This is a genomic window from Gluconobacter thailandicus F149-1 = NBRC 100600, assembly GCF_000964465.1.
GTDB lineage: Bacteria > Pseudomonadota > Alphaproteobacteria > Acetobacterales > Acetobacteraceae > Gluconobacter > Gluconobacter thailandicus.
The window spans coordinates 1-25979 of the sequence record NZ_BANH01000061.1 but is presented as its reverse complement, the minus strand read 5'-3'; the positions used below and the strand labels follow the sequence as shown (position 1 = coordinate 25979).

At 56.4% G+C, this 25979-nt stretch carries 28 protein-coding genes, 1 tRNA gene and 1 pseudogene; 21 read left to right on the top strand and 9 right to left on the bottom strand.

Annotated features, from left to right (window positions below; translation table 11 throughout):
* Nucleotides 1–76: 76 nt before the first annotated feature.
* Together rpmA and rplU are read right to left on the bottom strand one after the other, a co-directional pair.
* The gene (gene rpmA, locus B7444_RS13525; protein ID WP_007283551.1) at nt 77–343 is read right to left on the bottom strand and encodes a 50S ribosomal protein L27; all 267 of its coding nucleotides are present in this window, start codon (nt 341–343) and stop codon (nt 77–79) included.
* Nucleotides 344–371: 28 nt separating this feature from the next.
* Nucleotides 372–686: a 50S ribosomal protein L21 gene (gene rplU, locus B7444_RS13520; protein ID WP_007283552.1), complete on the bottom strand. Its 315-nt coding sequence runs from the start codon at nt 684–686 to the stop codon at nt 372–374.
* Nucleotides 687–970: 284 nt separating this feature from the next.
* Here rplU and B7444_RS13510 point away from each other — a divergent pair.
* Nucleotides 971–1060, top strand: a tRNA-Ser gene (locus B7444_RS13510).
* Between the two features lie 154 nt (nt 1061–1214).
* On the opposite strand, the gene B7444_RS13505 is transcribed toward B7444_RS13510, so the two are convergent.
* Complete coding sequence (locus B7444_RS13505; protein WP_007283554.1) at nt 1215–1613, bottom strand: MerR family transcriptional regulator; 399 nt, start codon at nt 1611–1613, stop codon at nt 1215–1217.
* Nucleotides 1614–1682: 69 nt separating this feature from the next.
* On the opposite strand from B7444_RS13505, the gene B7444_RS13500 reads away from it, so the two are divergent.
* The gene (locus tag B7444_RS13500; protein WP_197026261.1) at nt 1683–2330 is read left to right on the top strand and encodes a cation transporter; all 648 of its coding nucleotides are present in this window, start codon (nt 1683–1685) and stop codon (nt 2328–2330) included.
* 27 nt (nt 2331–2357) lie between these two features.
* Here the strand turns inward: B7444_RS13500 and B7444_RS13495 are convergent, their stop codons facing one another.
* Both B7444_RS13495 and B7444_RS13490 read right to left on the bottom strand, forming a co-directional pair.
* Nucleotides 2358–4607, bottom strand: a complete 2250-nt coding sequence (locus tag B7444_RS13495) for an FUSC family protein (RefSeq protein ID WP_007283556.1) — start codon at nt 4605–4607, stop codon at nt 2358–2360.
* A gap of 31 nt (nt 4608–4638) precedes the next feature.
* The gene (locus B7444_RS13490; protein WP_007283557.1) at nt 4639–5901 is read right to left on the bottom strand and encodes a UdgX family uracil-DNA binding protein; all 1263 of its coding nucleotides are present in this window, start codon (nt 5899–5901) and stop codon (nt 4639–4641) included.
* Between the two features lie 203 nt (nt 5902–6104).
* Between B7444_RS13490 and B7444_RS13485 the strand changes: the two genes are divergently transcribed.
* From B7444_RS13485 to B7444_RS13475, 3 genes are all read left to right on the top strand, one after another.
* Nucleotides 6105–6569 (top strand): MucR family transcriptional regulator, encoded by a 465-nt coding sequence (locus B7444_RS13485; RefSeq protein WP_007283558.1) that lies wholly within the window; start codon nt 6105–6107, stop codon nt 6567–6569.
* A gap of 72 nt (nt 6570–6641) precedes the next feature.
* A complete protein-coding gene (gene sppA, locus B7444_RS13480) occupies nt 6642–7595 on the top strand; it encodes a signal peptide peptidase SppA (protein ID WP_015073857.1) in 954 nt (317 codons plus the stop codon).
* Nucleotides 7596–7632: 37 nt separating this feature from the next.
* Nucleotides 7633–7938 carry an integration host factor subunit beta gene (locus tag B7444_RS13475; RefSeq protein ID WP_007283560.1) on the top strand — a complete coding sequence of 102 codons (306 nt, stop codon included), beginning with the start codon at nt 7633–7635 and terminating at the stop codon, nt 7936–7938.
* 476 nt (nt 7939–8414) lie between these two features.
* On the opposite strand, the gene B7444_RS13465 is transcribed toward B7444_RS13475, so the two are convergent.
* Nucleotides 8415–9311 carry a LysR family transcriptional regulator gene (locus tag B7444_RS13465; RefSeq protein ID WP_029495807.1) on the bottom strand — a complete coding sequence of 299 codons (897 nt, stop codon included), beginning with the start codon at nt 9309–9311 and terminating at the stop codon, nt 8415–8417.
* Nucleotides 9312–9428: 117 nt separating this feature from the next.
* Nucleotides 9429–10403 carry a thioredoxin-disulfide reductase gene (gene trxB, locus B7444_RS13460; protein WP_035729015.1) on the bottom strand — a complete coding sequence of 325 codons (975 nt, stop codon included), beginning with the start codon at nt 10401–10403 and terminating at the stop codon, nt 9429–9431.
* 98 nt (nt 10404–10501) lie between these two features.
* Between trxB and B7444_RS13455 the strand changes: the two genes are divergently transcribed.
* From B7444_RS13455 to B7444_RS13430, 6 genes are all read left to right on the top strand, one after another.
* Nucleotides 10502–10984 (top strand): Lrp/AsnC family transcriptional regulator, encoded by a 483-nt coding sequence (locus B7444_RS13455; protein WP_007283564.1) that lies wholly within the window; start codon nt 10502–10504, stop codon nt 10982–10984.
* On the top strand, nt 10984–12099 hold the full coding sequence (locus tag B7444_RS13450; protein WP_007283565.1) for a glycosyltransferase family 2 protein: 1116 nt from the start codon (nt 10984–10986) through the stop codon (nt 12097–12099). The genes B7444_RS13455 and B7444_RS13450 overlap by 1 nt, the downstream gene beginning before the upstream one ends.
* 1 nt (nt 12100) lies before the next feature.
* The gene (locus B7444_RS13445) at nt 12101–13498 is read left to right on the top strand and encodes an ArnT family glycosyltransferase (protein ID WP_231502749.1); all 1398 of its coding nucleotides are present in this window, start codon (nt 12101–12103) and stop codon (nt 13496–13498) included.
* 50 nt (nt 13499–13548) lie between these two features.
* Nucleotides 13549–14478, top strand: a complete 930-nt coding sequence (locus tag B7444_RS13440; RefSeq protein ID WP_007283567.1) for a flagellar motor protein MotB — start codon at nt 13549–13551, stop codon at nt 14476–14478.
* Nucleotides 14479–14504: 26 nt separating this feature from the next.
* Nucleotides 14505–15371, top strand: a complete 867-nt coding sequence (gene motA / locus B7444_RS13435; RefSeq protein ID WP_007283568.1) for a flagellar motor stator protein MotA — start codon at nt 14505–14507, stop codon at nt 15369–15371.
* A gap of 68 nt (nt 15372–15439) precedes the next feature.
* The gene (locus B7444_RS13430; RefSeq protein WP_007283569.1) at nt 15440–17569 is read left to right on the top strand and encodes a prolyl oligopeptidase family serine peptidase; all 2130 of its coding nucleotides are present in this window, start codon (nt 15440–15442) and stop codon (nt 17567–17569) included.
* Between the two features lie 145 nt (nt 17570–17714).
* Here B7444_RS13430 and rpsU read toward each other — a convergent pair whose 3' ends face one another.
* On the bottom strand, nt 17715–17918 hold the full coding sequence (gene rpsU / locus B7444_RS13425) for a 30S ribosomal protein S21 (protein ID WP_007283570.1): 204 nt from the start codon (nt 17916–17918) through the stop codon (nt 17715–17717).
* 189 nt (nt 17919–18107) lie between these two features.
* Between rpsU and def the strand changes: the two genes are divergently transcribed.
* Genes def through B7444_RS13405 form a run of 4 tightly spaced genes read left to right on the top strand, consistent with a single transcriptional unit; the run spans nt 18108 to nt 21145 of the window.
* Nucleotides 18108–18620, top strand: coding sequence for a peptide deformylase (def, locus tag B7444_RS13420; RefSeq protein ID WP_007283571.1), 513 nt, complete (start codon nt 18108–18110; stop codon nt 18618–18620).
* Nucleotides 18617–19105, top strand: coding sequence for a MarR family winged helix-turn-helix transcriptional regulator (locus tag B7444_RS13415; protein WP_007283572.1), 489 nt, complete (start codon nt 18617–18619; stop codon nt 19103–19105). Before def ends, B7444_RS13415 begins: the two co-directional genes overlap by 4 nt.
* Complete coding sequence (locus tag B7444_RS13410; protein ID WP_007283573.1) at nt 19102–19800, top strand: response regulator; 699 nt, start codon at nt 19102–19104, stop codon at nt 19798–19800. The genes B7444_RS13415 and B7444_RS13410 overlap by 4 nt, the downstream gene beginning before the upstream one ends.
* On the top strand, nt 19778–21145 hold the full coding sequence (locus tag B7444_RS13405; RefSeq protein WP_016738224.1) for an ATP-binding protein: 1368 nt from the start codon (nt 19778–19780) through the stop codon (nt 21143–21145). The genes B7444_RS13410 and B7444_RS13405 overlap by 23 nt, the downstream gene beginning before the upstream one ends.
* A 10-nt stretch (nt 21146–21155) precedes the next feature.
* On the opposite strand, the gene B7444_RS13400 is transcribed toward B7444_RS13405, so the two are convergent.
* Nucleotides 21156–21728 (bottom strand): outer membrane protein assembly factor BamE, encoded by a 573-nt coding sequence (locus tag B7444_RS13400; RefSeq protein WP_007283575.1) that lies wholly within the window; start codon nt 21726–21728, stop codon nt 21156–21158.
* Nucleotides 21729–21837: 109 nt separating this feature from the next.
* Here B7444_RS13400 and B7444_RS13395 point away from each other — a divergent pair, with 109 nt between their 5' ends.
* From B7444_RS13395 to B7444_RS16835, 6 genes and pseudogenes are all read left to right on the top strand, one after another.
* Nucleotides 21838–22419 (top strand): YceD family protein, encoded by a 582-nt coding sequence (locus tag B7444_RS13395; RefSeq protein ID WP_007283576.1) that lies wholly within the window; start codon nt 21838–21840, stop codon nt 22417–22419.
* A gap of 152 nt (nt 22420–22571) precedes the next feature.
* Nucleotides 22572–22775 carry a 50S ribosomal protein L32 gene (rpmF, locus tag B7444_RS13390; RefSeq protein ID WP_010503912.1) on the top strand — a complete coding sequence of 68 codons (204 nt, stop codon included), beginning with the start codon at nt 22572–22574 and terminating at the stop codon, nt 22773–22775.
* A 63-nt stretch (nt 22776–22838) separates the two neighbouring features.
* A complete protein-coding gene (gene plsX / locus B7444_RS13385; RefSeq protein WP_007283578.1) occupies nt 22839–23948 on the top strand; it encodes a phosphate acyltransferase PlsX in 1110 nt (369 codons plus the stop codon).
* Between the two features lie 5 nt (nt 23949–23953).
* Nucleotides 23954–24922: a beta-ketoacyl-ACP synthase III gene (locus B7444_RS13380; protein ID WP_007283579.1), complete on the top strand. Its 969-nt coding sequence runs from the start codon at nt 23954–23956 to the stop codon at nt 24920–24922.
* Between the two features lie 71 nt (nt 24923–24993).
* Nucleotides 24994–25328 (top strand): annotated as a pseudogene (locus B7444_RS13375) (integration host factor subunit alpha).
* The coding region (locus B7444_RS16835; RefSeq protein WP_052954151.1) for a MerR family transcriptional regulator at nt 25321–25979 on the top strand (659 nt) is incomplete at its 3' end. The pseudogene B7444_RS13375 and the gene B7444_RS16835, both read left to right, overlap by 8 nt.

Below are 25979 nucleotides of genomic sequence, written 5' to 3'. Positions count from 1 at the left end.
GTATTATCCGCAACATATGAAAAAGGCCGGCCCTGAGGAGGACCGGCCCTTCCGCTCGCGCTTGGGGCGCGGTGACTTATTCGGCGGCTTCCGGCAGCGCCACGGAAACGTGGACGCGGCCTTCGGCGCGACGCTGGAACTTCACATGTCCGTCCACAAGGGCGAACAGGGTGTGATCGCGACCAACGCCGACATTGCTGCCAGCCTTCATCTTGGTTCCACGCTGACGGACAATGATGTTGCCTGCCAGAACGCTCTCGCCGCCGAACTTCTTGACGCCGAGACGGCGACCGGCGCTATCGCGCCCGTTACGACTGGAACCGCCTGCCTTTTTTTGTGCCATGGCTGTTTATCCTTCCTGGTGCGGGCTATCAGGCCGCGTTGATCGCGTCGATGCGCAGCACGGTAACGTGCTGGCGGTGTCCGTTCTTGCGACGGCTGTTCTGACGGCGACGCTTCTTGAAGATGATGACCTTGGCCAGACGATCCTGTGCGACCACGGTGGCCGTCACGGTTGCGCCAGCAACCAGAGGTGCACCAACGGTGACGCTGCCCTCGCTGCCGACCAGCAGGACGTCGGAGAAGGTCACGGTGCTGCCGGCTTCCGCCTCAAGCTTCTCAACCTTCAGGATGCTCTCGGGAGCAACACGATACTGTTTTCCGCCCGTGCGGATGACTGCAAACATTCTGGAAACTCTCGCTGTTCCGATCTCGTGGTCACTTTTGCCGGGGTATTCCCGGTCTGGCGCAACCCAGTCGCTTTTTATCGTTGGTTCCTGTCATCTCTGTGAAAAGACGGACAGAACAGGCGGGTCGATACAGGCCGACAGCCTTTGCGTCAATCAAAAACAGCATATTGAGGCACTCTGATCATGCTTTTTTCAACGTGACTGATAGAGCCCTCTTGCAATGTCCTGAAAACCTCGCCATAAGCCGCTCCATCGATCAGGCCTGTTTACGCGGGCTGTACGGAGAGGTGCCAGAGTGGTCGATTGGGGCGGTCTCGAAAACCGTTGTGCCTTCGCGGGTACCGTGGGTTCGAATCCCACCCTCTCCGCCAGATAAATCAGAAATTCCCAGTCTGTTCAGTTGTTTATTTGATTTATCAAATTCCGCCCCTTTTGATCCCATCTTAAAAAATGCGTCACCCTGCGGCCCGTGGATGCGATATGCGGCGTGGAGAAAACATTTTGGTATTGCTTGCTGAATGAGAGCTATCTCCCCAAGGCGTCGATGATCCTGCATTCGCCAATCTCACCATGCTGGCATTGCTTCAGCAGATGATTCAATTCCTGCCTTAGTGAGTGTAGATCACGGATTTTGCGGTCAATTTCCAAAATATGTTCTCGAACAAGAATATCGACGTCCTCGCAGGATCGGTCTGTCTGGGCCGCCAGATTCAGCAGCATCCGCACCTGATTCAGCGGAAAGCCCAACTCTCTTGCGCGGCGGATGAAGCCCAGGCGCCCTAAATGTTCCTGAGTGTAGACACGATAGTTCCCGGCACTGCGAGGAGGAGAAGGCAACAGACCCGCACGTTCATAATAGCGGATGGTTTCGATCTTCGTGTCGGTTAGGCGCCCCATCTCTCCGATTGAATAAGTCTGCGGCATTTTGTCTTGACCCTATAGTGACTACAGGGTCGATATGGGGTGCTTTCTGCCCTTTGCCGAGAGCGTTCCATGTCCTGTTGTCATGATTCCTGCTGCCTGCCTGTCGTGGCATCACCTACGAAAGAGGAAAGTGCCCGTTGGCGACGTGCGCTCTGGATTGCTTTGATCGTCAACGCAGGCTTTTTTCTGGCGGAAATTATCGCAGGAGTCATGGCAGGCTCTGCTTCCCTTCAGGCCGATGCGCTCGATTTCTTCGGAGATACTGCCAACTACGCCATCAGTCTGGCAGTGACTGGTATGGCGCTTATCTGGCGAAGCCGGGCCGCGTTGCTCAAAGGGATGACAATGCTGGTTTTTGCCCTGTGGGTTCTGGGAAATACGCTCTGGCATGCCTGGTCCGCTACGTTGCCTCATGCCGGGACGATGGGCCTCATCGGTGGTCTGGCTTTGTTCGCCAATGGTGGTGTTGCTCTGATGCTTTATCGTTTCCGCAGTGGAGATGCGAATATGCGATCTGTGTGGATCTGCTCCAGAAATGATGCCATTGGCAATCTCGCTGTTTTGCTGGCGGCTCTGGGAGTGTTTGGCACAGGAACGGGATGGCCCGACATCATTGTGGCTTGTGTCATGGGTGGATTGGGGCTCTGGGGCGGGTTGCAGATTGTCCGTCACAGCATGAAGGAGGTTGGCAGGACGACCGCTGAGGTAATTGTCTAAGGCTTTGTGTGCCTGCGGAGCAAAGTTTTACTGGGGTGCGTTCTGAAGCTTCAGATGGCTCCGCTCACCTTTAAAAGGGCGACTGGCGTCAAGGAAGTCTGCATTGGTCTGCATCGTATAGGCAATGACGACGAGATAAGTGATGGCGCGTGTCATCTCCAGTCGTGTCACTAGGTCCGTTTCATGCTCATCGAGTGCGCGCAAACGCCTGACAGCAGCATTTGCCACGCGTGCCGCTTTATCGTGGCGCCGTGTAGACTGCTCAACATAATGAAGAACCAGCTGGATAGGGCGGCGCGCGCTGTCTGGCAGATATTCCCGATCAAGCAACGTCCGGAGACGGATAATATTCAGCCCGAGCGTCAGTGTTGCCAGTGTTCCGAGAATACAGGCTTCAATAAGCGGGGCAGGCGTTGGCCCGGCGTGGCGGATGAGGCGTGCAAAGCGATCTGTGTTACGTCCGATCCAGACACTGATCTGGGGCGCATAATTCGGGTCCGCCAGATGGCGCAGTTCCGTCAGCATGATCCGGCGAAGGCGCAGCCTTTCCTCCGAGCTGTTGAAAGGTAGTACAGTGCGGAACACCAGAACGCTGATACCGACTGCCATCACAACGGCCATATTGCTGTTATAGAACGCGACTTCATTCATGACGTGATGGTTTTCGAGCCCCAGCATGGCAGGGAGCAGCAAACCGTAAGCTGCCGCCCCGCCAGCGGTTGACGGATTGCCTTTGGCCAGACCACCCAGAAACATCGCAGGGCCGAGGAAAAGCGTTAGCGTCTCGAAGGTCGTCACCTTCGGCATCAGAACAAACACAAGGACCCAAGCCACCGCATATGCGACAAGCGCCCCCTTTAGAAACTCGGTCGTGCCAAGAACCGGATTTTCCTTGGTTGCAAATAGTCCGCAAACCAGTGTCGTGATGGCTATGAAACCAAGCCCGCTAGGCCAGGCGGTTATTTCATAAATCAGGGCTGTAACCAGAACGGCACAGGCGCCACGCAGGCCGTTATGAATGGCTTCGCGCGTATCCCGATGGGTCTGACGCTGAAAATGAAAATGGTCGCCAGGAATGGTGTGCGTGCTGGCTTCATACTCCTTGATGGCAAGTTCCAGATCTCCAAGCAGTTCACCCAGAGACATGAACAGGACGCGCTCATCCAGATGGGCCTCCGTGTCCTGTTCATTCAGTCGCAGATCAAAAGGGTCTGCGCCTGGAATGGGTTCGTTGCTGTTTTGAATATCCGTCTCACGATGTGGCGCGGCGTACAGGCGACACACGTCCCGAAGATGTTGGAGTTCCGCAAGCAGATCGGGAACCGTCTCCGTATTGGCGATACGTTTTGGAAGTTCTCTGAGGAAAGAGAGGATCTCGTCTGCGGCCTGTGTAAAGGCGGGATGATCATGGTTGAGAAGTTGCAGGCGCATCGCCATGCCGAACCCGCGTGACAGCAGGGCGGACACAGACGCCAGAGCGGCGCGGGCGTGATCCCCTTCATGCCCGTGCGGGCCCATTTCCACTTCAGCAAATTCGATCTGATCATTAATACTGAGGATCGTGCCAAACTGCCTTCGGGCGGCATTCAATGCGCCGCGCTCTTCACCAAGAATGCTGCATAACGTGCCGGTTACGAGAATGAGGGCGGATTCCAGCTTCTGGCGCAACTGCATCCGGGCCTGTCGTTCCTGGGTCGTCGCAAAGATTAGTCCCATGAAGGCTTCGCACAGAACGCCCAGAGTGATGTACGTCGTTCGGGAGACAGCGACCGTAAAAATATTGTCAGGGTCGGACGCGGCGTCCATGCAGATGATCGAACAGGTATATCCCGCAAGAACAAGAGCATAGGAGCGGAAGTTGCTGACAAATGTTGCCAGCCCGCTGCACAGGCCGATCCAGATGGCAATCATGGGGAAAAACAGCCAGGGGGCCTGCGGAGCCGCCGCCATCAGGGCAATCGAGGCAACAGCGCCCGTTATGGTGCCGATGATACGCCACTTGGCTTTTGACTGGCTTTCACCGCGCGTCGCCTGCGCAACGGCCCAGACCGTCATGGCAGCCCAGGCCGGGCTGTCGAGTTCCATCCAGAAAGCGATGCCTACAGCAAGGCAGGCAGCAAAGGTATTTCTGAGTGCAAATGTAAGCGTTGCCGCCGATGGAGCATAGATCCATGACAGAGGCAGCTTGACCCTGGGCCGCAGGGCTGCGGAAGCACCTGCACCGGTAGGGGAGCTGTTCGGAGTCGGACGTCCTGCTGACGTAGTGCTGCCACTCATTGCAGGGCTTTCTTAACCCCGATGGTTCCCGTTAGGCGAGAGCGGAAATGGCCATTCTCAAATCTGCGACGAATTTTATGTATTCGCGTGTCTTTGCATCGTCATCGGGTAAACGAAGCAGATAAGAGGGATGCACCGTTACAAGGCCGATGCTCCCATCTTCGAGGGTAAAGAGCCGAGAACGTTCACGAGAGACTGTCACAGGGCGTCCAAGTAAAGCGCTGGCCCCTGTAACGCCCAGCATGACGGTAACTTTTGGAGACAGGATTCGTCGTTCCGCCGCAACCCATGGGGCGCATGCATGAACCTCGGCACTTCCCGGCTTCTGATGAATGCGTCTGTTTCCCTTGCGTACAAATTTGAAATGTTTGACGGCATTACTGATCCACGCCTCATGACGATCGCCACCCGCTTCCTGAAGAGCTCTGTCAAAAAGTTGGCCTGCTGGCCCAACAAATGGACGCCCCTGAAGATCTTCCTGATCACCAGGCTGCTCGCCTACAAAAAGAAGACGGGCCTCCTGTGAACCTTCCCCGAAAACGGTCCGTGTTGCGTGATGGCAAAGATCACAGAAAGAACAGTCCACCGCGAGACTACGCAGGGCAGGGAGAGACTGAACCTGACAGGTGTCATGATCAGTGGGGGTAACATGCACTGTGCCCAAACCGTGCCAATGGGCATTGGCACGAGTGGCAGTGGCTGTCTGCTGCGCGTGGGAGACAAGGTCTGCGTCAGAAAGGGGCGTATCTGTCAGGGCTGGACCGATCCGGTAGTCCTGCCCGTCCCAGCAAAGCGTTCTGGCATCTGACAGAAGAATCCATGGCGCTGTTCGCAGCCGACCAAGCGGGCCAATCTGGCTGTCAATAAGTTGGGGAGGGTAGTCCGTCCTTATGATCTGCCAGTCGAGGATGCGGTTTTCCGGAAACGTGTTTCTGAGCGCAAGAATCTGGGTTCGAACTTCTGCCGCAACCTGCTTGAAATCCTGAAGATCTTTCGTGGAAGGTTCTCCATGCGTCTGGATATGCTCAAGCGCGCGATAGAGCCGATCAAACCTGTCAGGGAGTGAGGATGCGAACACCGCAGACATTAACCGACCGAAAAATCGAGGTATTTTCAGTGGAGAAGAAGCATTCGGAAGAATACGCTCGCTCTGTGGTGTGTATAAAATGTCTGGTTCCTGTATGGACCAGTGAATGGTATTGGCCTCGACCTGCCGGTTCAGGAAATCACGGCTCAGTGAGCGCCATCCCATGAAATCACTTGGGGAGCAGAGGGTGGCATTGATCGGTTGCATAGGGCTCACGAAAGAACGTTGGTAAATTTCAAAAACGCTACAGTTATGATTACTTCTTTTTTAGGCTGCATATTCTAGAAAATTTGTTAAAGTTGATTCGCTATCTGCATGGTACTGTGTTGTATATTCAGCGTTCGTACATGCAGAACGTTTTCACGCCGCGAATGGCTAAAAATATTATTCCGTAGGGAAGGTAAAGTATTATGTCGGAGAACACATCCCACCCGGATCTGCTGGAGCTTACTGCGCAGATTGTTGCGGCCCAGGTCTCCAAAGGAAGTGTGGATGCTGAAACTCTTCCGGCATTGATTCGGCAGGTCTATGAAGCACTTGCCAATGCCGGTGTCCCGCAGCAGGCACCTGAGCCAGAGCGTCCGCAGCCTGCTGTGCCGATTAAGCGCTCGGTGTTTCCAGACTATATTGTCTGCCTCGAAGACGGCAAGAAGCTGAAAATGCTCAAGCGTCATCTTCAGAGCGCTTATAATATGACACCTGAACAGTATCGCGAGCGCTGGGGCCTGCCATCTGATTATCCACTGGTTGCACCGAACTACGCCCAGCGTCGCTCTGCTCTTGCCCGCGAAATCGGGCTTGGCCGTAAGATCAGCGCAACGGGTGAGGGTAAAAAAGAAAGCCCGCGTGCTCGCCAGCCGAAGAAACAGGGCTGAAGAGTTTGATTTCCCAGCATAAGATCATCTTGGGAAATTGACATTGTCTGTCGGTCCGGAGACTACTGTTTCATGAATTCTGAAGCAGACATCTTACTCCGGACCCATACTGAAAGACGGCGGCTTCTCCGATGGAGAATTGCCGCCCTCTTGCTCTTTATCGCAGCCCTTATTGTTGCTGTTGGTAAAGGCCACCCAGTCGCAGTTGATCTGGGAGGACGGCCACATATTGCGCGTCTCGTCATTCGGGGAATCATCGGTAACGATGTCTCGCGCATTACGACTGCACTGAAAAAAGCCCAGAATTCTTCTTCCGTGACTGGACTTCTGGTTGTTGTAGACAGTCCAGGGGGTGGCGTGACAGGTGGCGAGCGCCTGCATGATGCGATTGAGCAATTTGCTTCCAAAAAACCGGTTGTTGTCACAATGGGAGATATGGGCGCATCAGCTGCTTATATGCTCTCTGTGCCTGCGCAGCATATTGTCGCACTGCCGTCCACGCTCACAGGTTCAATTGGTGTCATTCTGCAGCGGCCGGATGTTTCGCCTCTGCTGGGACGGGTGGGAATCGATGTGGCGGCCATCACTTCGGGTGCCATGAAAGATCAGACAGATCCCACAAGTCACCTGACGCCCGAAGGCAGGACGATGCTGCAAGGGCTGGTGAACGACCTTTTCGATCAGTTCGTTGGTATGGTGTCCAAGGGGCGACATCTTTCGGAAGAGAAAGTCCGTAGTCTTGCTGATGGCCGTGCATATACGGGGCGGCAGGCTATCGGGCTTGGCCTCATAGACGAACTTGGAGATGAGGATGCCGCTCGGTTGTGGCTTCGCAAACAGTTGAAGATTGGCAATGCTCAATACCCTGTCATGCCGCTGCTACCGGAAACATCACGGCACTGGTATGATCTTCCGCGCCGACGTGCCATTCTGGAAGGCGTGCTCGGGGAAGGCATTATGGAAAAAATGGATAGGCAGCTGGCTATCAGCAGCCTTGACGGGGCCGTTGCGATCTTGCAACCCTGAAACCAGTTTCATGGGCGGAGGCAGATAGGCTGCAATCATGACCAGATCGGAACTTATTGCCGAGCTTTCTGCACAATATCCCAACCTGCTGGCGCGGGATATTGAACGGATCGTTCATACGATTTTTGATGAAATTGGCGCTGCCCTTTCACGCGGGGACCGGGTCGAGCTGAGAGGCTTTGGCGCGTTCATTCCCCGGCAGCGTGACGCCCGGACGGGTCGTAACCCCCGGACGGGCGATACCGTGTCAGTGGATGAAAAGAGCGTTCCTTTTTTCAAAGTTGGAAAAGAATTGCGCGAGCGGGTCAATCACAGCGCAGTGCGTTCTGCGCATGAGGACTAACGCGCTGGCGCGTTTCCTCGCACCGCGCCCTGTTGTGCTATCCTTGCATCATTTCGTGAAGGATTGCCGGCAGGCTCTTATTTGGACGCGGGGAATGCGTTCAAATAGGGTATTCTCTCCGCCATGTGGAGAGAAATTTCCTTGCGCTCTGTAATGATTTTCCTGTGGGTGGCTCTTGGCGTTGGTACATTCGTGCAGCCATGTTTTGCGGCATCGTCTTCCCATACCCAACAATCTGTGCACCCCACGAGCAGGTATGTCGCGCCGCGAGTGATCCTTCAGAAGAGTTCAGGCGCACCCTGCTATCGATCCCAGGCTGGACTGATTTTTCTCAAAGCCAGTCCGGGAAAAGGTCACCTTGGGCATTCCAACAGTTTTGCTCCCATTGGGGAGGCTGTCTTTCGGTCCTCGGCAGATCAGCACGCCTGCACCCTGGAGCACGGACGCCGCGGCTGAGCCGACGGCGTCTGGACTGATTATTCCTGTCCTTTGAGGCTGCTGATTTCAGTCAGCAGAAAGTCCCTGAATACGGCGATTCTCTTGGATGTACGAAGTTCTTCCGGATAGACGAAATAAGCCTCCACCAGAGGAACCGGCTGATCTGGCAGAACGCGAACCAGGTTGGAGTAGGACGCCGCAGTATAAAGCGGCAGAGACCCAATCCCCGTGCCCGATGAAATAGCGTTGGCGACAGCGGCAATGTTGTTGATGGCCAACCGGCTTCCGTGATGGGCAAGCCCTTCGTGCCGCAAAAGATCCAGCATCCAGTTAACATTGGGCAAGGGCAGGTGGCGTCCCGCAAAGCCTATGATTTGATGTTCTGCCAGTTCCCGCAGATTGGTCGGCGTGCCGTAACGCTCCAGATAATCCGGGCTTGCATAGATTGGCATGGGGAAATTGGCGAGATGCCGCTGAACAAGATCGGGCTGCGTAGGTGGATGCAGACGAATAGCCACATCTGCTTCACGCATTCCAAGATCGAGATCCGCATCTTCAAGAAGAAGCGTAACCTCAATATCAGGATGCATTTCCAGAAAGCGATGCAGTCGCGGGGACAGCCATGAGAGGCCGAAGCCGGTCGTGGTCGTAATCTTGATCTTTCCAGCCGCACGCTCCTTGCTCTCGCTAAGGAAAGCCTGCGTCAGAGCCAGCTTCGAGAAAACTTCCCGTACGGTCCGGTTCAGAACTTCACCCTGTTCCGTCAGGATGAGGCCGCGGGCATGCCGATGAAACAGCGGTACCCTTAACACTTCTTCCAGTGCGGAAATCTGCCGCGAGACGGCAGACTGACTGAGATTCAGTCTGTCGCCCGCATGGGTGAAGGATCCGGCTTCAGCGACTGCGTGGAAAATACGCAGCTTGTCCCAGTCCATGTGGTGGTCTCCCCGATCGCTGGCGCGTCGGTCTTCGTCCTTCTTGCCCATGTCACCTGGCGTTATTTTTGCAGTGTGTCGTTGAAGGGACGAAACTGTCTTAACCTGGGGCGAGGGTCAAGTTTTTGTCATAGCAGGTATGCCAGAAAGATATCGTTCTGCTTCCAGTGCAGCCATGCAACCGGTTCCGGCAGCAGTGACGGCCTGCCTGTAAATGCGATCCTGAATGTCGCCGGCAGCAAAAACACCCTCAACGGAAGTTGCGGTTCCACCCGCTTCGGTCAGGATATACCCGTCTTCGTCACAATCCACTTCACGGCGGAATGGTCCCGTATTCGGGGTATGGCCAATGGCCACGAAGACACCATCCACGGCGAGTGTGGAGATCTCACCTGTCTGGGTGTTCTTGAGTTTGACGCCGCAGACGACTTCCGGGGAGCCCGCGCCCAGAACTTCTTCAACTGCCTGATCCCAGTGGAGTTCAATTTTCGGATTCGCGAAAAGGCGCTCCTGCAAAATCCGCTCTGCCCTCAGTCCATCCCGACGATGAATGAGATGAACCCTGTCAGCATGATGTGTGAGGTACAGGGCCTCTTCGACGGCCGTGTTGCCTCCACCAATCACGGCAACGGTTTTGCCACGGTAGAAGAAGCCGTCGCAGGTCGCGCAGGCGGAGACGCCACCAGCCTGCAGCCGCTTTTCCGACTCGAGGCCCAGCCACTTGGCCTGTGCCCCTGTTGCGATCACGACAGTCCGGGCATGATACTCGTCACCAGAATCGCCTTTGAGACGGAAATAACCATCCGAGGCCGGTCCGCTCTTGAGATCTGCTTCCGTGATGAGATCGTAAATCAGGCGCGTGCCAACGTGCTCTGCCTGCTCCCGCATCTGCTCCATGAGCCATGGCCCCTGAACCGGAGCGGCAAATCCGGGATAATTCTCGACATCTGTTGTGATTGTCAGCTGGCCACCCGGCTGAAGACCCGTGACGAGAATCGGTTTCAGGCTGGCACGTGCGGCGTAAATGGCGGCAGTGTAACCAGCAGGGCCCGCGCCTACGACCAGAAGGTCCGTATGATGGATTTCAGGCATGATTGATCCTCGTCCGTGTTTTGACCCTTCATATAAAGGTTTCAGACGCATGTGCCATCTTTGCGGACGCCACCTCCTGCCATATACGTCAGATTCAAATGAACGCTTCTCTCTCTCCTATCCCCGTTGAACTGGATGCCATTGACCGGCAGATTATCGCCGAGCTTCAGGCAGATGGCCGTATGACCAATGTGGAGCTGGCCCGACGGGCTGGTATTTCTGCGCCTCCCTGTCTGCGGCGTGTCAGGCGCCTGGAAGAACTGGGAATCATCAAGGGCTATCATGCCGAGGTGGATGCCCCGCTTCTGGGATGGTCTCTTAATTTCTATGCCCTGATAGGACTCGACAGTCAGAAAGGAAGTGTTCTCGAAGCTTTCGAGGCTCAGGTTGGGGCTTGGCCCGAAACGCGGGAATGTCACATGATCCGCGGTGGCGGGGATTTCCTGGTTCGTCTTGTTGCCCGTGATGCCGCTCACCAGAACATCCTGACCCGTCGCCTGACAGACAGCGTGCATGTTGTTCGCGTCCAGACCCTTCAGACCATTCATACCAGCCGGGATCTGGCTGGGGTCCCCATCTGATGGCTCTGGGATCTGAAAGAACAGATCTCCTTTTGCCCGCACGGTTGAGCATCATCGTTCCCTGCTACAACGAAGCAGAGAACGTCGCTCCCATGGTTGCGGCTCTGAGCCGTGTCATTGCTGATGAATACTGGGAAGTCATCTTCGTTGATGACAACTCCCCTGATGGCACCGCTGCCCGTGTCTCCGCCATTGCTGCTCATGACCCTCGCGTTCGTGTAATACGGCGCGTCGGACGGCGAGGGCTGTCCTCTGCCGTCATAGAGGGGTTTCTTTCATCCAGCGCGACGTATGTGGCGGTCATGGATGGAGATCTTCAGCACGACGAAGGCGTTCTTCCGAAAATGCTTGCGGCTCTTGATGCCGGATCGCAAATGGTCGTCGGCAGCCGGCATGTGGAAGGCGGCGACAATGCCGGTCTTGCTGGACATTGGCGCCATATGCTGTCGGATACCGGGATTCGCGCAGCCCAGGCAGTCCTGCCTCATCCTCTGACAGATCCCATGAGTGGTTTCTTTGCCATGAGACGGGATCTCTTCACGGCGATCCTTCCAAAACTATCTGGCACGGGGTTCAAGATCCTGCTGGATCTTGTCATGTCTGCGCCCAAAGATACGACAATCACCGAAGTGCCGTTTGTTTTCCGACCAAGGGTCGCGGGCGAAAGCAAGCTGGACGTCGTCGTGCTGCTTCAGTTTGCAACCATGCTGCTCGACAAGCTCACACATGGCTGGCTGCCAACACGGTTTCTGGCGTTTGCGCTGGTTGGACTGGTTGGCGTCGTAGTGAATGTTGTGGTCATGCAACTGGCACGTATGGCGGGAATGGATTTCTCCCAGTCCCAACTCGTGGGTACGGCCGTTGCCATTCTGACCAACTTCCTTCTCAATAATCGTCTGACCTACCATGACCGTCGCCTCAAGGGGGCGCGGATGTGGCGGGGTTTTGCACTATTCGCTGCGGTGTGTTCCTTCGGTGTGTTCGCCAATATCGGTGTCGCCCGGCTGGTTTTACACAACGTAGGTCATGGACACTGGGATCGCGCGTCTGCAGCCGGAGCGGTTATTGGCGTGGTCTGGAATTATGCGGTCTCTTCAACCCTGATCTGGCGCTGAGATGCCAGCCGTCAAGGTGCGTACGTGTGAAATGTTCTGGGCATTTCTGGCCGTGCTTACGGCTATACGCCTCACACTGGCTGCCATTCTGCCCCTGACACCGGATGAAGCCTACTACTGGGTCTGGTCTCGCCATTTACAGATGGGATATTTTGACCATCCGTTCATGGTTGCTCTCTGGATAAAGATCGGAACCTGGATTGCCGGAGACACACCTCTCGGGGTACGTTTTCTGGGGCCTCTCTCTGTTTTGCCGGGAAGCTGGGCGTTATTCCATGCCGCCAGGCTGCTGCTCCCCTCTCGACCATGGCCGCTGTCCGGCTTTCAGGCTGTTCTTCTGTTGAACGCGACCCTGATGCTGGGACTGGGCGCTGCTACCATGACGCCCGATACGCCATTGGTATTCTTTGTCTCTCTGGCGTTGTACGCCATAGGCAAAGCAGTCAGCCAGCCTGCTAGCAGAGCCCTCGGATGGTGGTTGCTGGCCGGTATGCTGTTGGGGCTGGCATTTGATTCGAAATATACGGCAGTTCTGATCGGGCTGGGGTTTGGTGGCACTGTGGTGTTCTCGCCTGCATTGAGAAAACAGCCCGGTCCATGGCTCGCCATTCCGGTTCTGTTAGCCGCAACGGTCCCGGTTCTGTACTGGAACGCGGCCCACCACTGGGCGAGCCTGCTCAAGCAGGGAGGACGTGCGGGGGACTGGCATCCTGCTCGGGCAATACAGTTTTTATCAGAACTTCTGGGGGGGCAGATTGGCCTGGCCACACCCTTGATATTCGGTCTGTTCGTAATGGGACTCTGGGCCTGTTTCAAGCGCAACAGACTTCTTGGATGGCTCGGTACTCTTCCACTGGCCGTGTTCATTTTTCACGCCTTTGGAGACCGCGTTCAGGCGAACTGGCCTGCTGTCGTGTATCCCGTCCTTGCCCTGGCGGCGATAGAGGCGGGAAGACGTATTCGCTGGGCTGCGATCAGCGGTCTTGTCGTGACGGCGCTTGTCTATGTGCAGGCTGCATTTGCACCATTGCCGCTGCCGCCAGCAAAAGATCCGGTTCAACGCCAGACCGGTGGATGGCCAGAGTTCAGTCAGAAGCTGGAAGAGCGGGCTGTAGCGCAGGGAGCTACAGTCTTTATGGCGGAAGATTACGGTCTCGCGTCCCAGCTGGCATTCAATCAGTCTCATCTGGATGTTCTGGGAACAGATCGTCGGTGGAGCCTGTTTCGCCTCCCTGTTGTGCAGACCGATAAAGGGCTTCAGGTCGAAGAAATACACCATATCCCGGCACCACTGCCGGCCGATGTTTTATGTCGCGAAAGTCACGGGCAGACGGTGCGCTGCTATCGGATGACGGTGGTGAAAAACCCTCTTGGCGTGCAGTTGCCACGTCACTCTTAAAGCTCTCCTTAACCTTTGACTGCCATACTTGAGATCTCTCAGGAGGTGGAATGTCGAAAGCAGGTGGCAAGGACGAGCGCAAGATCATTATCAAGCGCTTTGAAGTGGTGGAGGGTGGCCATCACGGCGGAAGCTGGAAGATTGCTTACGCCGATTTTGTAACAGCCATGATGGCGTTCTTTCTCGTGATGTGGCTCATCAACGCCACTACAGAAGAACAGCGTAAAGGCATTGCAAATTTCTTTAATCCCATGGCGGTCCAGCAGGATATTCCACCCCCTGCCGAAAATGTACTTCATCTGGTTCCGGAGCCGGTAGCCTCCACCCCGAAGTCGGCTGCCATTCATCCGGGAGATCCGGCCGGTGCCCAACCGGATAACGGCGCTCCTGGCACAAACCATCTTTTGAACAGGGATGCAGGGGATCGCAGTACTCGAATTGTCGTTCTTCATGATCAGCAGATCCAGCTTGGTCAACCTCCCGCAACTCCGGATGGACAAGAGGCGCAGGAGGCTGAGTTAAGTCATGCCGCAGCGCAGATCAGCAAGGCTTTGGATGCTTCGCCGCAGCTGGCCGATGTGCGCTCTCAGGTGTCGGTCAAGGTGGGTGATGATGGGCTACACGTGGAAATTGCGGACTCTGACCATCAGCCCATGTTCGCACTCGGCTCTGCCACTCCTACGCGACATGCTTCGGATCTGCTGAAACTGATTGCGCCCTATCTGGAAAAGCTTCCAGGGCGCCTGTCCGTCAGTGGCTATACAGACGCGGCCCCATATCGCCCCGGTCAGCCCGGGAACTGGAGCCTGTCCAGTGACCGGGCTGTGACCGCGCGCGATATCCTTGTGCGCAATGGCTTCCCTGACAGACGACTGAAAGCCGTCACAGGATACGCAGATCGTAACCTGTTTGATCCCGCCAATCCTCTCAGCGCCCGAAACAGGCGTGTTGTTCTCGTTCTTTCCCCGGATCAGCCGTAATCCTTCGCCAGTCAGGAAAAATCTGAATGTTTATTCTTATCGGTCTGGGCGTTGTCCTTGCGTGCGTCTTCGGGTCATTCGTCGCGTCTGGGGGAGCCATCGGGCCACTGCTCGCATCAATGCCTTTCGAACTCCTGACAATTCTTGGGGCAGCAGTTGGTACGTTCGTGATGGCCAACTCCATCGGTGCAGTGAAGCACCTTCCCGCAGGGATCAAAAAGGCCATGAAAGGCTCCCAGTACACGCGTCAGGATTATCTGGAGCTGTTGGGTCTGCTGTTTCATGTGACGAAGCTCGCCGCAGCCAAGGGCATGATGGCGATTGAAAGCCATATTGAAGATCCACAAGGCAGTACGGTCTTCGGAGCTTTTCCCAAAATCCGCGACAACGAGCATGTTTGCTCATTTATCTGCGATTACCTCCGTATGGCCGGAATGAACGCAACAGATCCGTTTCAGATGGATGACGTCATGGGGCGTGAGTTGAAGAAAAACCTCCGTGAGGAAATGCATCTTCCACATGCTCTTCAGTCCGTGTCCGATGCTCTGCCAGCTCTGGGGATTGTGGCGGCAGTGCTGGGCGTCATCAAAACGATGGCTTCCATCAGCAAGCCTCCCATTGTGTTGGGTGAGATGATTGCCGGTGCCCTTGTCGGAACCTTCCTCGGTATTCTTCTGGCCTACGGTATTGTCGCGCCCATCGCCGGGCGGCTTGGAGGCGTCGTGGAAGAGGAGGCCTCATATCTTGATCTGGTCCGGTCCGTTATCGTGGCCCATCTTCAGGGAAATGCCCCGCAGGTCAGTGTGGAAATCGGGCGTAAAAGCATCCCGTCGGACCTGATGCCAACTTTCCAGGAAGTTGAGGAATCCCTCAGTGCGGTTGCCGTAAACTGAGGTTGTTTTCCCGGGCGTGACCTTTACGATGCCGTCATTATCATGAATGGCGGCCGAAAGGATCAGGCATGCGCCCCTCCGCACTGCGGGCTCTCTGTCTCTTACTTCCTCTTTTCCCTCTGGTGTCCTCAGCTCAGGCTGAGACCCTGAGCTCACCACAGGCACCACCCCGCGCAGAGCTTGAGCGTGTCGATGGCTCATCTGCTCTTCACTGGGTGAAAGCAGAAAATGCCCAGACCCAGCACGCTCTTGCATCGGACCCGAGGTATAAGCCGCTCTATGACCGCATTCTTGCGGCTCAGCAGTCTCCAGATCGATTGGCAGCCCCAACCCAGATGGCCGGAGAGATCTGGAATTTCTGGCAGGACAAAGCTCATACACGCGGAATATGGAGAAGCGCTTCCATATCTGATTTCCAGTCCGGGCAACCCGTCTGGAAAACACGCTTTGATCTGGACGCGCTTTCCAAATCAGAACACGCCAACTGGGTCATGGAAGGCCTGAACTGCCTTGAGCCGGATGATCAGCGTTGCCTGATGGGCTTGTCCAACGCCGGTGAAGATGCGCATGAACTGCGGGAATACGACACGTCATCTGACCGCTTTGTCCCGAAAGGGTTTGCTCTTCCGAATGGGAAACAGGCCGTGGCATGGCTCGACCAAAATATGCTCCTGGTTTCCCGGGACTGGGGAACAGCAGATGCCGGTCTGACGACCTCAGGCTATCCTTATGTCGTCCGTGCCCTGAAGCGGGGACAGCCCCTTTCTCAGGCACAGGACGTCTTTCGTGGGACAGCGAGCGATATGGAAGTGGCTCCCATGGTCCTGCGGGACGGGCAGGGGCGCCAGCTCTTTCTGATCGACCGTCACAAGGATTTTTTCCACAGTGACGTGGAAAGAGTGGACCCGAAAACCCTCCATATCAGCCAGCTTCCGATGCCGGAGAAATATGATGGCCTGAGCTACCAGGATGGTCAGCTGGTCTTCCATCTTCTGCAGGACTGGACGACCGCTCATGGCATCATTCCTGCTGACAGCGTCGTCGCGATCGATCCCGAGCATCCAGGCTCGCCGGAAGTCATCATATCCCCCACCGCCCAACAGACGATTGGTGATGGGATGGAAGGCGCAATCGCCGCGACCAAAGACGGCCTGATTGTTGTGCTGTACGACAATGTGCAGCCAAAACTGATGCTCTATCGTCGTGACGACGGTGGGCATTGGGCCGGGCGTGCCATAGAGCTGCCGAAAAACATGGCTGCGACGATTGTTTCATCGGATGCCAGAAGTTCGGATGCTTATCTTCAGTTGGAAGGGTTCATCCAGCCTCCGCAGATCTGGAGCGTGGATACGGCTCGTCAGACCACGCATCTGCTTTATAGCCAGCCACACCTCTTCGACGCGTCCAAACTAACCGTCGAACAACAGTTCGCGACCAGCACAGACGGCACGCAGGTGCCCTATTTCATTGTGCATGCCAAAAACTGGACGAAGAACAGCCTCAACCCGACGCTGATGACTGCCTATGGTGGCTTTGGTCTGTCCTATCTGCCTGTCTACCACCCCGATCTCGGAATCACGTGGTTCGAGCGCGGTGGCGTCTATGTGATGGCAAACATCCGCGGAGGCGGCGAATTCGGCCCAGCCTGGCACGAAGCAGCCCGTTACGCCGGACGCCAGCATGCCTATGACGATTTTGCGTCTGTCGCCAAAGACCTGTTTGCCCGGAACATCACGTCTCCCAAGCGGCTGGGTATCCGTGGTCGCTCAAATGGTGGTCTGCTGATGGGAGTAGAGTTCACCCAGCATCCCGAACTGTGGAATGCGACCATCATCGGTGTTCCGCTTCTGGATATGCTCAATTACGAACATATGGCGGCAGGTGCTTCATGGGCTGCGGAGTATGGAAGCGTCTCCACGCCTGAAGGCAAGGCCTTCTGGGAAAAGACATCTCCCGTGCAGATGCTCAAGGCCGATATGCATTATCCGACGCCTTTCATCTTCACATCCACGCGTGATGATCGCGTTGGTCCTGTGCACGCACGTCTGTTTGCAGCGCGTCTGCAGGAAATGCATATGCCGTTCTTCTATTACGAGGATACGGAAGGTGGGCATGCCGGGACCGTCAACGCGGCCGAGGTTGCTCATGAGAGGGCGCTGGAAGCCATCTACCTTAGTAAGATGATGGACCCTCGCTGATCTGAACGTCACTTGTGCTCTCGTCTGCATGGGCGAGGGCACGGTTACGATAAATGCCTGTCAGATCCAGAAAAACGGCAATAAAAAAGCCGCTCCCTGAAAAGGGTAGCGGCTTTTCTCGTCCGTTCAGATGACGGGAAGGACTTTAGAAGCCTTCACGCTCCAGACGCTTGCGCTCCATCTTGCGGGCACGGCGAACAGCTTCAGCTGCTTCGCGGGCGCGACGCTCAGAGGGCTTCTCGAAGTGGCGACGCAGCTTCATCTCACGAAACACGCCTTCGCGCTGCATCTTCTTCTTGAGCGCCTTTAGCGCCTGGTCAACATTATTGTCACGAACGAGTACCTGCACGGTGCCGTCAACTCCTTCTGGGCCCGCCTTTAGCGTCACCCGTGATATGGCAATCCAATTGGGATGGAGCCCTTAACACACTCTTTTGGCGGTGTGCAATTCATTCGACGGTTCTTGTGCAGATTTTTATCCATGCGCAATCTGCTGGCGACTTGTGCGTTAATAATCAGTCACAGAGAGAGGAAGCTCATGGCCCTGCTTAAGATTGCCCGTATGGGCCACCCCGTCCTGCACCAGATTGCCGAACCTGTGAGTGACCCTACAGCGCCGGAAATCCGCCGTTTGATCAAGGATATGCTTGAAACAATGGCGGACGCACGCGGAGCCGGACTGGCCGCCCCACAGGTTCACGTTTCCCTGCGGCTGTTCATCTATCACGTTCCCGCAAACAGGGTGTCGGACCCGGAACAGGCAATGCTGCCCCGCGTTCTCATCAATCCGGAAATTATCCCCGTCGGTGATGAAATGATGTTGTGCAGTGAGGGATGCCTCTCGATTCCGGGCCTCAGAGGTGATGTTCCGCGTTATGCAAAAGTCCGTTATCGCGGTCTGGACGAAAATGGCGATCCTGTTGAAGGGGAGGCTGTCGGCTTCCACGCCAATGTGCTGCAACACGAGAATGACCATCTTGATGGTGTGTTGTACCCGCAGCGCATTCAGGATTTCACCCGCTTTGGATATGTGGAGGAAGTGGTTCGGTGACAGCGCGGCCGCCTGAAGGGCCTTCCTCTGCCACAGCGCATCTTTACCTTCGTGAAGAGCAGATTCGTCAGTCCTATGAGTCTCTCATGCTGGCGTGGCGAAGTCTGAATTCCGAATGTGAGGCCTTCCTGAGGGAAAATGGCCTCGGGGCAGCCCACCACAGAATTCTGTTTCTGGTTGCAGCTCATCCGGGCATTACGCCGAGTGTTCTGCTCACCAGTCTTGGGATTACCAAACAGTCTCTGGGGCGCGCTCTCGGAGATCTGAGAGAGCGCAATCTTCTTATCCAGGAGGAAGACCGCCATGATCGCCGCAAGCGCCCCCTGAAACTGACACCGCATGGAGAGGCGATCGAACGCCAGCTTTTCCAGCTGATCCGTGAAGCCATGACGCGGGCTTACAGGGAAGCTGGGGTCACGGCCGTGGAAGGCTTCAAGCGCGTCCTTTCTCCTCTTCAGATGGCTCCGGGAGGGGGCTTTCGATGAGCGATGAACATATTCTCGTTGTAGACGACGACCAGCGTCTTTTAAGGCTTCTCCAGCGATACCTCGCGGAGAACGGCTACAGGGTCACTACCGCCCAGGACGCCATACAGGCACGGGACGTTCTGAAACTGATCCAGCCGGATGCCCTGGTCCTGGATGTTACCATGCCGGGAGAAAACGGCCTTTCCCTGACACGGTCCCTGAGAGAAGAGGGGCTGTCCCTGCCCATTCTTCTGCTGACGGCACGTGGCGAACCCGCCGATCGGATTGACGGTCTGGAATCCGGCGCAGATGACTATCTCGGAAAGCCTTTTGAGCCTCGGGAACTCCTCCTGCGTCTGAGGGCACATCTGAGGCGCGTCGTCCCCGCGTTGTCGCCCGTAACAGAAGTTCCGTCCGTTCTCAGGCTTGGTCCCCTCGAATTCGACGTTGAGCGAGGGCTTCTGACGGGGCCAGAGGGGCCTGTTCACCTCACGGGAGGTGAGGCCGCTCTCCTGGGCGTTCTCACTGCCCGGCCGGGTATCGTGATGTCCCGGGAAGATATCGCCAAATCGCTTGATATGGACGAGATTGGCGAGCGTGCAGTTGACGTGCAGGTCACGCGTCTGCGTCGTCGAATCGAGGCGGATCCGAAGGAGCCCAGGTTTCTGCATACTGTTCGTGGCAAGGGTTATGTTCTCAAACCCGGACTCTGATGAACGCTGGGTCAGGCTGGACCGCCCGCTAAGGCGGGTGTTGCCTCGCTCCCTTCTGGGGCGTTCCATGCTGATCGTGCTGGTCCCGCTCCTTGTGACGCAGGCCATCGTTCTTGTGCTGTTTTACGGGACATATCTGAACGTCGTTTCCAGACGTTTGTCTGATGGCATTACGGGTGAAATTTCGCTCGTCATTTCTATGTTGGAGCGCACGCCTGAGGCAGATCGTCGCGAAGAACTGCTCAAAGATGCAGCTTTCCGCACCCAGCTTCAGTTCATTTTCCATCCTCACACCACTCTGGGGCGGGAAGGAACGAACCATGTTCTTGGCCCGATAGACGATGACTTCGAGCGGGCGCTGAAACAGGGGCTTGGCCGTCCATTCTTCGTTGATTGGTCGGCTGCTCCGGAAACGGTTCAGGTTTCAATCGGCTTGCCCGATGGAATGCTGGACGTTCTGACCCCACACAAGAGACTGAGCATCGGCCCGATCTGGATGTTTCTGGCCTGGGCTTTCAGTAGTTCGGCGCTCCTGTTCCTGATCGCTGGGCTGTTCATGCGCAATCAGGTCCGTGCCATTCGCCGACTGGCCGAAGCGGCCGAACTCTTCGGCCTCGGGCGTGATGAGGGGGCAATCCGCCCTCAGGGTGCGCGTGAGGTCCGTCAGGCCGCAATCGCGTTCAATCGCATGCAGGAGCGCGTCAATCGCTTTGTCGCGCAAAGGACGGCAGTGCTGGCGGGTGTCTCACATGATTTGAGGACGCCGCTGACACGGCTGCGGCTCAGTATGGCCATGTTGCCTACCAAAGGCATGATCCGGGCTGAGGATCTTCAACCTGACGTGCACGACATGGTGGCAGATATCGAGGATATGGAACGCCTCATAGGAAGCTACCTGTCATTTGCGCGTGGGGAAGGGGCCGAGAAGCCCGTTGTGACGGATATCCGGGCTCTTATTGAAGACGTAGCCGTCGCGGCCCGGCGCGCAGGTGGCCATGTGCTGGGCGTAGAAGGCAAAGAGGGGGTGGATGTTCTTGTTCGTCCGGATGCCCTGAAGCGTGCGCTGACCAATCTCGCTGACAATGCCCGACGGCACGGCGGAGCAATGCGATTCTCGCTCTGGGAAGGGGAGCGTCGGATCGAGATTACCGTCGAAGATGATGGGGGAGGCATTCCGGCCGATCGGCGGAAGACACTTCTTGAAATCGGCGGCTCAGGAAATAACGGCGGAACCGGCCTCGGGCTGACCATCGTGCGTGACATCATTCACGCCCATGGCGGCACTATCAGACTTCTGGAAAGCCCACTTGGCGGACTGAGCGTTCTGCTCAGCCTGCCAAAGTAAGTGAGTTGGATCAGGGCAGCGTATTGCCTGCACCGCCGTTGCCGGTGCCCTGGTTGCCCAGCGGCCCCTGGCTGCCGCCAAAGGTGCTGCTCATGTTGCTCATCGGGTTGTAACGGCCAACGTTGCCCAGCAGCTGCTGAATGACGGACGTTTTGGTGCCCGGCGTCGGGGTCGTTTCGCCCACCATGCCGACGCGGACGCCATCCTTACGGTTCAGGGTATCCATTTTCCGCAGAACGCCAGAGTTGTCGAAGGTCAGAACTACAACCTGCTGTTTGTCCACGCTTGGAAAGCCCAGAGGAGTCGGAGACGTGATCATGGAGACATAGATCCATGTGTTGTCATCGAACGTCGCATGAGCGGTCGGAGAGCCAAGGGAGTCCAGAACGTCTGAACGCGTGCTCGTTCCCGGTACAAGCTGGGCATAGTCCGTTTTTTCGATCAGCGAGCCGCGGGGTTCGGGAATCGGGCTGAAGAAAGAGCATCCCCCCAGAAGAAGCGGAGCGCAGGTCAGTCCTGCCAGACTCAGGCGCTGCAGAAGAGGTGTTCTGCTTTTGGCCGTCGGAAAAGATGCGTTATTCATGGAACCAGAAACTATCCTGTGCAAGAGAACCGCTCAACCCAGCGCGTGCCTTAAACGGAACCCGCCTGTCAACGATTTCCCCCATTACGACCGGGGGTGGAGTGCTCAAATGTCCAATACTCCCGAATTTTCCCGCCGCATTCCCCTGAGCCGGCTGGGATCGGGTCTGGAAGAAACGATTACGGCTACGGAGCAGGAGCGTGAGGCTCTGGCTCGGCGTTTCGGTATTCCTGCCATCCATCATCTGGAATGCCGCTTCCTTCTGACCCCTGAAGACAAGAAGCACATTCTTGCTGAAGGGCGCCTGTCAGCAAGAGTGACACAGCTCTGCGTCATTACGGCAGAAAAATTTGATGACGTTCTCGCTGAAACATTCGTTCTGCGCTTTATCCCTGAATCCGAAATGCCCGAAGACGAATTCGATATCGATTCCATCGATCTCGAAGGACCGGACGAGGTTCCGCATGACGGCCGGGGGGTTGATATCGGAGAAGCTGCGGCCGAACAGTTGGCCCTTATGCTGGATCCCTATCCACGCAAGCCGGGGGTAGGTCTCGAAAATGCTGTTGACGTAACTCCAGCAGAAGGAGAAGAAGGGGTTGGTCATTCTGATGACCTGCCTGAGTCAGACCGTCGTCCGAACCCGTTTGCGGCGCTGGCGACCCTGAAGAACGGGGATAAAAAAGAATAAAATCCCCAGCTTTGGCTTGCGGGTTCGCGTTTGCTCTGCTAGAGCCGCCCGCCTGAACTCGGCGTAAATACGAGACGACGAATAACGGGGCACCGCATGCCGCTGGGAGCGGAGAGGGTGCCGACACAGAAGCAGAAAGAGGCATAAAAGCCATGGCCGTCCCCAAAAGAAAGACCACGCCGTCCCGTGCTGGTATGCGTCGCAGCCACCATGCCCTGCAGGCAGAGGCACATGCTGAATGCGCGAACTGCGGTGAGCTGAAGCGCCCGCATCACGTTTGCAGCCACTGCGGCCATTACGATGGACGTGAAGTTGTTGCAGCAGGCAAGAGCCTGAAGACGGCCGTCCGCGCCTGATCTCTTCTGCGGGCACTCCACAGGCGTGCCCGCATCTGCGATGCTGTCCGGGAAACTGTCTTAATGTCTAAAGCGCCTGTCACGTCTGATCGTGACGTCGCGGCCTCAAGGCCCTACGCCCTCGCCGTCGACGCAATGGGAGGAGACAGGGCACCGGATATCGTTCTCGCCGGCCTTGAGCTGGCTGCAGATCGGCATCCGACAGCCAGAGTGCTCCTGATCGGAGATGAGGCGGTTCTCAAGCCGGCTCTGGCACGATACCCAAAAGCCACCCGTATCTGTGACATCCGTCACGCTCCTGCCAGCATTTCCATGGAAATGAAGCCGACCGCAGCCCTGCGTGTCCGTGGCTCATCCATGCGTCTTGCAATGGAAGCCGTTGCGTCTGGTGACGCACTCGGAGTTGTCTCTGCCGGAAACAGCGGTGCCATGCTGGCGCTCGCTAAAATCATCGTCAAAGCACTTCCGGGTATCTCCAGACCCGCCATGGTGGCTGTTCAGCCCTCGTCGCGCGGCGATACCGTGATGCTGGATCTGGGAGCAAACATCGCCTGCGATGCACGCAATCTGGTTGAGTTTGCTGTTATGGGTGAGGCCTTTGCGCAGGCTGCGCTGGGTCTTCCAAAGCCCACGATTGGTCTCCTCAATGTCGGCTCCGAGGATCTGAAGGGTGACGAACGTCTCCGTCAGGCCGCCGAGCGACTGCGGGAAAGCGTCCTGGCGGATCAGTTTCATGGCTTCGTGGAAGGTCATGACATCACTGCCGGCACGACGGATGTCGTCGTGACAGACGGATTTACGGGAAATGTAGCTTTGAAGACCGGAGAAGGCGCGCTCAAGCTTGCTTTCGGTCTGCTGAAAAACGTCTTCCAGACCAATCTCCTGACGCGTATCGGATACCTTCTGGTTCGTCCTGGACTGGAGCGTATGCGGGAGTGGATTGATCCACGGCGTTACAATGGTGCCGTGTTTGTCGGGTTGAACGGCATTGTCGTGAAATCCCATGGCGGCGCGGATGGTGAAGGCTTTGCGTCTGCCATTGATGTCGCAATGGATGCTGTCACCCATAACCTGAACGACAAGATCCGTGCCCGTCTGGATCAGCTCGGCATGCTTGGAGCTGATGCGGCTCCGGTTTCTGCCAGCACGGTCGCTCCAGAACCTGTGAGCTGAAAATAATGTCCGGTCCTATTCGTGCCCGCCTGACGGGTGTGGGTGGCTATCTGCCACGCACGGTCGTCACCAATGACGATCTCGCTCAGAAGATCGATACATCCGACGAATGGATCCGGACGCGAACCGGCATCACTCAGCGGCATATTGTTTCAGGCGATGAAACTACAGCCTCCATGGCGGCAGAGGCCGCCCGTCAGGCCCTTGAACAGGCCGGCGTGAACGCTGATGAAGTTGACGCCATTCTGGTCGCAACTTCGACGCCTGATCAGATTTTTCCTGCTGTTGCCACGCAGGTGCAGGCGCTCCTTGGCATAACCCGGGGCTTTGGCTTTGATATCAGCGCTGCCTGCTCTGGATTTGTCTATGCATTGGCATCTGCCAATTCGTTCATCCAGTCAGGACTGGCCAAAAAGGTTCTGGTGATTGGCAGCGAAGTGTTTTCGCGCCTACTGGACTGGAACGACCGCACAACCTGCGTACTTTTCGGAGATGGCGCGGGCGCTGTCCTTCTGGAAGCCGGAGCTGAAGAAGGTGAGGGTGTGCTCTCAACCCATCTGCACTCCGATGGGCGGTCAGGCGACATCCTGTATGTTGACGGCGCCGTAGGCTGTGCAGGCACGACCCAGCACCTCAAGATGCTGGGACGCGAAGTGTTCCGCCATGCAGTCGTCAAGCTTTCACAAGCTGTTGATGAGGCGCTGGAAGCCAATAACCTGACTGGTCAGGATATCCAGTGGCTTGTGCCGCATCAGGCCAACCTGCGCATTATTGACGGTATGGCCAAGAAGCTGGCTCTTCCAGCCGATCGCGTCGTCGTGACGGTAGACCGCCATGCGAACACCTCGGCTGCGTCCATTCCGCTCGCTCTCAACGAAGCAGTGCGTGACGGACGTATCCAGAAGGGCGATCTCGTTCTGATGGAAGCTCTGGGCGGCGGTCTGACCTGGGGATCCGCGCTCGTTCGCATGTGAGCGCATTCGCGTCTTTCAGGGTTAACGATTGATTCCTTTGACTGTTCTGAACGTCATGATACGCATGTGTCATGAGTACAGTCACGCGCGCGAATCTTGTCGAGCACATCTATAGCCGTGTTGGGCTGTCCCGGCACGATTCCTCCACGATTCCTCCATGATTCTGGAAAGTGTTCTGGAGAAAATCTCCAGCACACTTGAGACCGGAGAATCCGTGAAGCTGAGCGGCTTCGGGACGTTCTCTGTTCGCCAGAAGGGGGAGCGTATCGGAAGAAATCCCAAAACCGGCGTGGAAGTCCCTATTCTTCCGAGGGCTGTACTGGTCTTCCGACCGTCCCAGATTCTCAGGGACCGGATGAACGGTATCGTTGATGATGCTCATGGAGTGGACGGAACGGATGACTGAAAATTTGTCGACTTCAGTCAATGCTGCTGAGCAGGATCAGGAAAACCTGAATTCTGCCAAGGCAAAAAAAGGCCCGGATGCGTATCGCACCATTAGCGAAGTTGCAGAAGAGCTCCATATTCCGCAGCATCGCCTTCGCTCCTGGGAAACGATTTATCCCGGTGTGAAGCCTTTTCGGGGCGAGAGCGGTCGGCGGTACTACAACCCCGAGCATGTTGAAACGCTTCGTTTGATCTCCGATCTCCTGTATGTTCAGGGTTACAAGGGGCAGGGCGTCCTGCGCGTTTTGAGAGAGCGCAAGGCCAGAAAAGCTGCTGAGAATCAGTCTCATCCGGCTTCGATCGAACATTCTCTCGCTGCTGAGGAGGCGCCGGTATTCTCAAGCGTAGAGGAAGCTTCGGACGTCCCTGCTTCATCTGTTGATGATATTGCGTTTCCTGAGGCTCCTTCAGATCGCGTTTATTCCTCTGATCCAGTGATGGAGGAGGTTTTGGCGATGTCAGTTGCGGAAGAGAAGCACGCCCTAGAAGCATCGGAACCGGAGATCTCTCCGGAAGAAGAAAAAGCGTCCCAGGTGCTTGACGAGTGCCTGACAGGCATTACGCCTGCCGAAGCCGAAGCCGAAGCCGAAGCCGAAGCCGAAGCCGAAGC